The sequence below is a fragment of the Lysobacter sp. Root690 genome (assembly GCF_001427785.1).
Lineage (GTDB): Bacteria > Pseudomonadota > Gammaproteobacteria > Xanthomonadales > Xanthomonadaceae > Lysobacter.
This window is the reverse complement of sequence record NZ_LMHM01000013.1, coordinates 854110-862558: the sequence shown is the minus strand read 5'-3', so window position 1 is coordinate 862558 and position 8449 is coordinate 854110. Positions and strand designations below refer to the sequence as shown.

The window sequence follows — 8449 nt, the reverse complement described above, 5'->3', positions numbered from 1 at the left end:
GCAGTTGCAACCCCGCGGTCGCGGCTCGCGCCGCTCCTACAGTCGGATTGCGTGGCATACGACCGCTATGCGCCGGAATGCGCATAGCGACAACAACAAGAGTTTCACCAACCGACCGGCCAACGTCGCACCAGAACAAAAAATCGAATCACGCCACGTCCGGCCGACTGCGACGCATCACCGTCGCGGTCGATACCAGTCACCTCAAACCGCCGCGGTCACCACGATTTCAACCCGAAACTTCGGATTGGCCAACGGCGCCTGCACCGTCGCGCGCGGCGGCGTGTGGCCGGCGACGACCCAGGCGTCCCACACCTCGTTCATGCCGGCGAAATCGGCCATGTCGGCCAGGAAGATCTGCGCCATCAGGATGCGGCTCTTGTCGGTGCCGGCGCGTTCGAGCAAGGCATCGATCGACGCCAAGGTTTCGCGGGTCTGGCCGGCGATGTCCAGGTCCTCGTTGTCGGGCACCTGCCCGGCCAGGTAGACGGTGCCGTTGTGGATCGCCATTTCCGACAGGCGCGCGCCGACGTCGAATCGCTGGATCATGTGTCACCTCATGCGTGTGGGGCGCCCATTGTGGGTCAGATCGGCGCCGCACACACCTCGTCGCGACGGGAGCGATGCCGCGCGAGCATCGCGACAGGCGGCGCTCGTAGCGAACACCGCCTCATCAACACCATCGACTTCGCCGCCTCCCGATTCCCGATTCCCGATCAAAAACGCTACAGCTCCGGCGTACTCGACCGAATGATGCGTTCGTTCTCGGCGCGCTCGGCGCTGCGATCCGGACCGGCCAGGGCCGCGTCGGCATTGGCGCGATGCTGGGCGCGTACTTCCGGCGGCAGCACGTCGATCTGGCGATTGCGCTGCGCCATCGCGCGTTCGCCCGGCGGCAGTTGGCAGTTGCGGCTGAGGATTTCCAGTTCGTCGCCGGTACGGGCCGCGCGGCTTTGCAGATTGACCACCACGCCGAGGGTATCGCCGAGCGGTTCGAGCTGGGTGCAGATCGCGTCGATGGTGTCGTAACTGCGCTGGGTGTTCTGGTTGACCAGCGCGAGCAGGTTCTCGCCGTCGATCCACACCACCGAGTTGACGCCCTTCACGCTCTTGGCGGCGACGCGCGCGTTCTCGCGATCGACCTTGCGCGCCTGATCGGCCAGGCGGATCGAACGGCTGACGTCGTGATTGAGTCCTTCGAGATTCTTCTGCAGACCCTGCTGATCGCCGGCGAAGGCCTGGGCGCGCATCTTGACCAGGCGCTCGGCGGTCTTGGCCGCGTCCAGCGGTTCGCCGGCGCGTTCGGGCTTGGGCGGTGCGGCGGCCTGCGGCGCGCTCGCGCGGTCGCAGGCGCTCAGCGCCAGGGTCGAAGCCAGCAGCGCGGCGGCTGCGATTGCGCTTGCGTGGTTCATCGCTTCACCTCGTGATCTGGATGGGCGTGGCCTGAAGGACATGCTCCGGGAGAACCGGCGGACGTCGCGCCCCTGCATCGCCCGGGTTTTATACCGCGCCGCAGCGCGAAAGGGTTGCCGCATCGCAACGCGAATGCGACCGGGGTCGCGACTGCGCATCGCCGCCGTACGCCACCGCACCGCCATCGCGCTTTTCGCGACCGCCGCCCGGATTCAGCCGCAATCGCGCCGCTACAGTCGCCGCCAGGTCGCTCGCGGCCGTCGCCACCGCCGATCGTCCGTCAATGGCCCGCAACGGCCGGCAACGGGCGCGGAACCGCCCGGATATCGCCCCGGTCGCGGCGACGGACCGCCATCGCGGCCGCCGCGTTCATAACCATAAGAAACATCGCTCGCAACACACGCATCCGTCATCGCTGCATGGCGTGCGTCGCCCGGGGGGACTCGCGCCCACACCCTGAGGATACGAAATGAACGCACGCATCACTACGCGCGGCCCGCGCGCCTGGGCCGGACACGGCCTGCTCGGCTGGTTCGGCCTGCTCTGCATCCCCGCCGCCTACGCCGCGCCGCAAACGCCGACCGATCCGGCCCCGAGCGCGTACACCAGCACCGCCGTGGTCGCGCCCGCGGCGACCTGCACCTTCGTCACCTGGACGCGCGGGGTCAACTACAGCCTGGGCACGATCGTCAAATACCCGCCGAACAATCAGTACTACAAGCTGGTCAACGTCGGCACCAACGGCAGCGACGGCACCGACCCGACCATCAGCACTTGGTACTGGCAACCGACCAACTGCGATACCACCAACCCGCCGACCGGCGGCTTCGTGGTCACCGAAGCGCAGTTCAACCAGATGTTCCCGAACCGCAATTCGTTCTACACCTACGCCGGCCTGGTCGCGGCGATCCGCTCGTATCCGAATTTCGCCAAGGAAGGCGGCGACACCATCGCGCGCCAGGAAGCGGCGGCGTTCCTGGCCAACGTCAACCAGGAAACCGGCGGGCTGGTGCATATCCGCGAATTGAATCAGGCCAACTGGGATCACTACTGCCAACCGCAGGGCAGCTGCGGCGGCAAGCAATACTACGGGCGCGGCCCGATCCAGTTGAGCTGGAACTACAACTACGCCTCGGCCGGCAGCGCGCTGGGCCTGGACCTGCTCAACAACCCCGACCTGGTCGCGACCAATTCGGCGATCTCCTGGCAGACCGCGTTGTGGTACTGGATGACCCAGCGCGGCGGCGCCAGCAACACCCCGCATCAGGCGATGGTCAACCTGCGCGCGTTCGGCGAAACCATCCGCGCGATCAACGGCGGCATCGAGTGCAACGCCACCGGCCTGGGCCATCAGCAGATGCTCAACCGCGGCGCGTACTACCGCAATTTCGCCGCGATCCTCGGCGTCGCGCCGGGCAACAACCAGACCTGTTGATCGGACTGCGCGCCCGGCCGCGACAGGCGGCCGGGCGCGGTATTCGCATCGACTCGCGCAGCCACGATAGCCCACTGTAGGAGCGACGCGAGTCGCGACCACGACATTGCTGCCACGACGAAAACTTCATCATTATCGGGAATTCGCGGTCGGGGCTTGCGCCGCTCTTCTACAGTCGGATTGCGTACCCAAGGCATCATCGATCGTTCGCGATCCATACCAATCGCAATATCGCGATAAAGCTTCTTGTAAGAGTGACGCGCGCGCGACCGCGACACTGCAGCTGCGACGAAGGTTCCATCGCGATCGCGATGGCGCGGTCGCGGCTCGCGCCGCTCCTACAGGGGGATTGCGTGGCCTGCGCGCTTCACGACCAGATTCACATATCGAACGCCGCGCAACCGATCTCCTGCGTACCGGGCTTGTCGCCATCGCGCACGAACTGGATGTCCGGCATCTGCGTGTCCTCGCTCGGCGCCGCGGTCGGTACGCCGAGCCGGTAATACTCGCGATAGATCTCCGCCAACGGTTGCGCGCCGATCGCGGCGCGCGCCTGCTCGGCCGAGGCGTGCACCACCACGGCAAAGGTCGAACCGCTGCCGAAGTCGTAATCGACGCGCACGATCGGCAAGCCGTGCAACTTGGTCGGCGCACGTGGGGTCAGGCTGCCGCCGCTGGGTCCGACTTCGCCGATGGTACTGTCGGCGCTGACCTCAATGCCGGCCGCGCTCAGCGTGTTCGCGAACGCGGGGTCCTGCACATCGGCGAAGTACTCGCCCTTGCAGGCGGCGTTGGCGGCGACCCAGTTCGCGAAATCGAAACCACCCGCCGCCGCGGACGCGCTCGCCGCGGTTGCACTAGCCGTCGCGCTCGTCGCGGATGCATCGGCCGTCGCCCGCGCCGCGACCTTGCCCTCATCGCCCGACCCGCCGCAGGCCGACAAGCCCAGCGCCAGCGGCCACAGCGCCCAACGCGCGATCGAATGCGTCATGCCCGACTCCCGGATGCCCGATCGCCAGCCTACTACCGAAGCCAGCAGGCCGCAGCGGCGCCGCCACGAGCAACGTCAAACCCGGTTCGGCCCGGCCCGCGAACGAATACGAGCGCAAAGCGAGCATCGCGCCACACTTCCGCATCGACCCTCGCAACCGACTCACCGGCCCGGGCGTACAAGCAGCACACGAAGGCGCGCCACCGCGCCGCTTTCGCCTCCGGCGGCCACAACGGCCCGCCACTTAAACGCACCCGCATCGCCCAAGGAAAGGAGCTCGCCATGTGCACCAACTTCTTGCTCGCAGTGCCCACCATCCCCGCCGTCCAAGGCAACCCGACCCAGTTCATCTCCACGCGGTGCATGGAGCTCACCGGCGGCCTGCCGACGAATCTGTACCTGGTACCCGCCCAGCAAACCTTCCCCATCGTCGCCAATCAGTCGAAAGGCTGGATCGGCAGCTATGGTTTCGTCGGTCTCGGCGATCCGCAGTCGATGGCGAAAACCCCGTGTTTTGTCGACGGCATCAACGAAGTCGGACTGTCCTGCGCGGCGCTGTGGCTGCCGGGCACCGCGTACCCCAGCAGCGCCAGCAGCAATCCTCTGGAGTTCTGCGATATCGGCGCGTGGGTGATGAGCCAGTTCGCCACGGTCCCCGACGTGGTCGCCGCGCTGGCCGGCATCAACGTGATCGGCCCGGCGGTCGGCACGGGAAGTTATCTGCCGCTGCATTTCATCGCCACCGACGCGACCGGCGCCAGCGTGGTGATCGAATTCGTCGAAGGCGTGATGAACGTCTATCCGCCCGAATACGCCGACGGAGCGACCAGCGACGGCGTGTTGACCAACGCGCCGACTTACGACTGGCAACGCACCAACCTGAGCAGCTACGTGCATCTGAGCGTGGAAGGCGCCGGCACCAGCACCTCGAATGATTCCGGACCGCCGGTCGGCAGCGGCCTGCTGGGCCTGCCCGGCGACATCATGTCGGCCTCGCGCTTCGTCAAGGCCGCGACCTTCCGCCAAGGCTTCGGCCTGCTGCCCGACGACGGCGCCGGCTGGTTGCCGACACCCGCGACCGCCGGCGCCACCGACAGCACCCAGACCATCGTCAACGTCGCCCTGCAGATGGTGCAGATGATCCAGGCCACGCCTTACGGCACCGCGCTGCTGAGCCCGCCCCATGCGTCGCTGTCGCAGTCGCCGCATCCGCACCTCAAGCCGCGCGTGCCGAGCGTCGGCGATTGGACCATGTGGCAGGTGGCGCGCGATCACACTAACTTCGTTTACTACTACAGCACCGCGTTCAACAGCATCGTGCAGAAAGTCGACCTGACCAGTCTGGATTTCGGCGGCGGCAGCGTCGCGGCCACCGCGCTCAAGTCGATCCAGGTGATGCCGGCCAGCAGCACCTGGTACAACGACGCGAGTTCCAGCTTCGCTTGAATGCCCCGCGCCGATCGCAATCGCGCGCGCGGCTGCAACGGAACGACGCCTGACCGCATCCTCGGAGACAACGCACCCGCATACGCGGGCTCGCAAACGGCAAGTCCGGCATGACCGGGCTTGCCTCGTCCGTCGTGCCTGCCGCTCGCATGCGGCGGGTTCTTCCGAGGAGGTTTCATGCGCGTCGTTCCGCTGTATTCCCGTTCACTGCGCAACGCACTCAAGTGCTCGGCGTTGCTGTGCCTGTCGCTGCTGTCCGTCGCAGCGCAGGCGGCCACGCCGTCGCCGCGCGCGACGGTCACCGAGGTCGCCGATGCGATCCAGACTTACTACTACGACATCGACCGCGGCAAGGAAATCGCCACCGCCTTGCGTGGCGAAGCCGCTCAGGGCCGTTACGACCGTTACGACGATCCGCGCGATCTGGCCACCGCGTTGAGCGAACGCATCCGTCCGCTCGACGGCCATTTCCGGGTCAACTGGCGCGCGCCCGATGCCGCCGGCCAGGCGCCTAGTCCCGGCATGCGTCCCGGTCCCGGTCCCGGTCCAGGTCCCGGTCCAGGTCCCGGTCCTGGTCCTGGTCCTGGTCCAGGTCCAGCATCCGGCCCTGGCCCCGGTGGCGCCGCGCCGGTCGACTTCAGCCCACGCCGCAATTACGGTTTGCGCCGGGTCGAAGTGCTGCCGGGCAACGTGGGTTACATCGACCTGCGCGAATTGCCGCACTTCGAATTCGGCGACCCGAACGAGCCGGCGCGGCGCGCGCTGGAAGCGGCGCTGCAACTGGTGGCCGCGACCGACTCGGTGATCATCGACCTGCGCGATAACGGCGGCGGCTCGCCGGCCTCGGTCGGCTATCTGACCAGCGCCTTCACCCCCAAGAACGCCGACATCTACAACCGCTTCCACCTGCGCCGCGGCGACGAGATGCGGTCCGACTCCGAAGCGCCGGCCGATTGGTATCCGAACCCGCGCCTGCAGGTGCCGTTGTACGTGCTGACCAGCGCGCGCACCGGTTCGGCCGCCGAAGCGCTGGCGTACACGCTCAAGAACGCCGGCCGCGCGGTGGTGGTCGGACAGGCCAGCGGCGGCGCGGCCAATCCCGGCGGCGACATTCCGCTCGCCGCCGGTTTCAGCGTATTCGTCTCATTCGGCTCGCCGGTCAGCCCGATCACCCACGGCAATTGGGAAGGCACCGGGGTGATACCCGATGTCGCGGTCGCGCCGGCCGACGCCTTGGCGACCGCGCAGCGATTGGCGCTGGAAGCGGCGCTCAAGCAAGGACTCAGCGGCGCCGCCGCGGTCGACACGCGCTGGGCCCTGGACGCGTTGCAGGCCCAGGCCAAACCCGCCGACAGCGCGAGTACGGCCGATTACCTGGGCCAGTACGAACGCATCCAGATCGGCCAGGACGGCGGCCGGGTGATCCTGCGCAACGGCAAGCGCCCGCCGCAACCGTTGGCGACGCTGCAGGGCGATCTGTTCTACGTCGCCGCCGATCCCAGCGTGCGGGTCAAGTTCGAACGCGCCTCCGACGGCCGCGTCGCGGCGCTGGAAATCCTGCGTTCGGACGGTTCATCGAACCGTTATCGGATGCAGAGCACGCCTTGAGGGCGTAGCCGTCGAAGTTATCGCCGTTGTTGCCGTCGAGGCTGTAACGTCGATCGCACGATTCACATCGCCACCGCTGCGACGTTCTCCCCAATGCAGGGCGTCGCGGCCGTGGTCTGCCCCCTATCCGACCGCAGTTGTCATGGCCGTCGACGCCCTGCTTCGTCCCGATGCGTCGTGGGGCCCCGCGCGCGGGAGCCAGCCGGATCGTGCTGCTCCCGCGCCCTCGTTCGTTCCGATCGGGACGTTACGGCGAATGCGTTGTGCGGAAGTGGCTTGCAAGCGGATTATTTTGGCCAGGAGCCGCGATTGCGAATCCGAGGGTGTCGCGAAGGTTTCGCCGTAGTCGCANNNNGGCTCGCGCCGCTCCTACATTTGGATACGTGGCATCGGTAGCTTCCTGTTGGAGTGGCGCAAGCCGCGACCGCGCCACCTCGACTACGACACCACTTCACGCCAGCGATAGAACCTGCGATCCGCCAGCGCCAGCAACTCGCGATCCTCGACCGTATCGCCATAGGCATGCACGCTCGCATAATCTTGCAAGGCGATCCGCTCGCGCACCCGCCGCGATTTTTCCGGTCCGCAGCAATCGCGGCCGAGGTAACGCCCGGTCAGCACGCCGTCGCGCGCTTGCAGATGCGAGCAGATGTACTCCAGCCCCTGCTGTTCGCACCAGGCCGACACGAACAGTTCCAGATTGGCGGTGACCACCACCACCCGGTCGCCGCGTTCGCGATGCCAGGCGATGCGTTCCAGTGCTTCAGGGCGGATCTGCTGCGCGACCACATCGCGCAAATAACGTTCGGCGGCCGCGCGCACCTCGCTTTCGCGACGGCCGCGATAGCCGAACGCAACGATGCGACGGCGCACCGCTTCGCCCGATACCCAGCCGAGCTTGTAGCCGATCACGTGCGGCGCCAGCAGCGCACTGCCCCAACGCAATCGGCGGCGATCGACGGTGGCGCGCACGAATCCGGGAAAGGTTTCGCGATCGGTGATGGTGCCGTCGAAATCGAACAGAGCCAGATCCATGCACAACGGAACCATCGCGGGCCACGGCGGCCCGCGCGGAGTCTAGCCCGCCACGCTCATCCGGCGAAGCCGCCGCCAGGTACCGCCGCGCGACTCACTTGTGCACCGCGATCTGCGCCAACGCGTAGCCGCGCCCGTGCTCGACGATGCCGCGGATCTGGCTCAGCGAAATCAGGATGCAGCCGCATGCGCAGAAATCGCCATGCCGCGCCGCCGCCTTGCCGTCGAGCAGATGCGCCGGATCGCCGGTCACGATCGTGGTGGGCCCGTGCACGCCGCACTGCACCGCATCGCCCAGGCGCGCGCATCGCGCATCGATGCCCGTACCCGGCGCCGCATCGGGACGCGGCCCGCCCAACACCGTGCCGCCGCCGCTGGTCGTATCGCCGACCGTGATTGTTTGCCGCATCATGACCCACCTCCCGTACCGGCTTCGTCAGATCCCATGCGGGAAAACGTCGGTGCGCCGCGCGCGTGACCGAGCCTTCCGCGTTGTTCGACCGGGATCATGTCTAACGGCC

At 67.4% G+C, this 8449-nt stretch carries 8 protein-coding genes; 3 read left to right on the top strand and 5 right to left on the bottom strand.

Annotated elements, in window-relative coordinates; all coding sequences use genetic code 11:
* Window positions 1-204 precede the first annotated feature (204 nt).
* Together ASD86_RS15785 and ASD86_RS15780 are read right to left on the bottom strand one after the other, a co-directional pair.
* Window positions 205-549: a RidA family protein gene (locus tag ASD86_RS15785; RefSeq protein WP_056112351.1), complete on the bottom strand. Its 345-nt coding sequence runs from the start codon at window positions 547-549 to the stop codon at window positions 205-207.
* 176 nt (window positions 550-725) lie between these two features.
* Entirely contained in the window at window positions 726-1412 is a 687-nt protein-coding gene (locus ASD86_RS15780) for a hypothetical protein (protein ID WP_056112348.1), read from the bottom strand.
* Between the two features lie 470 nt (window positions 1413-1882).
* Here ASD86_RS15780 and ASD86_RS15770 point away from each other — a divergent pair, with 470 nt between their 5' ends.
* Entirely contained in the window at window positions 1883-2848 is a 966-nt protein-coding gene (locus tag ASD86_RS15770) for a chitinase (RefSeq protein ID WP_056112344.1), read from the top strand.
* A 379-nt stretch (window positions 2849-3227) separates the two neighbouring features.
* Here the strand turns inward: ASD86_RS15770 and ASD86_RS15765 are convergent, their stop codons facing one another.
* On the bottom strand, window positions 3228-3839 hold the full coding sequence (locus tag ASD86_RS15765; protein ID WP_056112340.1) for a hypothetical protein: 612 nt from the start codon (window positions 3837-3839) through the stop codon (window positions 3228-3230).
* A 282-nt stretch (window positions 3840-4121) separates the two neighbouring features.
* On the opposite strand from ASD86_RS15765, the gene ASD86_RS15755 reads away from it, so the two are divergent.
* Together ASD86_RS15755 and ASD86_RS15750 are read left to right on the top strand one after the other, a co-directional pair.
* Entirely contained in the window at window positions 4122-5285 is a 1164-nt protein-coding gene (locus ASD86_RS15755) for a linear amide C-N hydrolase (RefSeq protein WP_162253677.1), read from the top strand.
* Between the two features lie 177 nt (window positions 5286-5462).
* The gene (locus tag ASD86_RS15750) at window positions 5463-6893 is read left to right on the top strand and encodes a S41 family peptidase (protein ID WP_056112333.1); all 1431 of its coding nucleotides are present in this window, start codon (window positions 5463-5465) and stop codon (window positions 6891-6893) included.
* A gap of 438 nt (window positions 6894-7331) precedes the next feature.
* Here the strand turns inward: ASD86_RS15750 and ASD86_RS15745 are convergent, their stop codons facing one another.
* Both ASD86_RS15745 and ASD86_RS15740 read right to left on the bottom strand, forming a co-directional pair.
* A complete protein-coding gene (locus tag ASD86_RS15745) occupies window positions 7332-7928 on the bottom strand; it encodes an HAD family hydrolase (RefSeq protein WP_056112329.1) in 597 nt (198 codons plus the stop codon).
* A 94-nt stretch (window positions 7929-8022) separates the two neighbouring features.
* The gene (locus ASD86_RS15740) at window positions 8023-8340 is read right to left on the bottom strand and encodes a PAAR domain-containing protein (protein ID WP_082578392.1); all 318 of its coding nucleotides are present in this window, start codon (window positions 8338-8340) and stop codon (window positions 8023-8025) included.
* Between the last annotated feature and the right edge of the window lie 109 nt (window positions 8341-8449).

Bases quoted from the DNA above. Each gene is read 5' to 3' on its own strand.
- ASD86_RS15740 (WP_082578392.1), bottom strand. From the start codon at position 8,340: ATGATGCGGCAAACAATCACGGTCGGCGATACGACCAGCGGCGGCGGC.
- ASD86_RS15750 (WP_056112333.1), top strand. From the start codon at position 5,463: ATGCGCGTCGTTCCGCTGTATTCCCGTTCACTGCGCAACGCACTCAAG.
- ASD86_RS15785 (WP_056112351.1), bottom strand. From the start codon at position 549: ATGATCCAGCGATTCGACGTCGGCGCGCGCCTGTCGGAAATGGCGATC.
- ASD86_RS15745 (WP_056112329.1), bottom strand. From the start codon at position 7,928: ATGGATCTGGCTCTGTTCGATTTCGACGGCACCATCACCGATCGCGAA.
- ASD86_RS15770 (WP_056112344.1), top strand. From the start codon at position 1,883: ATGAACGCACGCATCACTACGCGCGGCCCGCGCGCCTGGGCCGGACAC.
- ASD86_RS15780 (WP_056112348.1), bottom strand. From the start codon at position 1,412: ATGAACCACGCAAGCGCAATCGCAGCCGCCGCGCTGCTGGCTTCGACC.
- ASD86_RS15755 (WP_162253677.1), top strand. From the start codon at position 4,122: ATGTGCACCAACTTCTTGCTCGCAGTGCCCACCATCCCCGCCGTCCAA.
- ASD86_RS15765 (WP_056112340.1), bottom strand. From the start codon at position 3,839: ATGACGCATTCGATCGCGCGTTGGGCGCTGTGGCCGCTGGCGCTGGGC.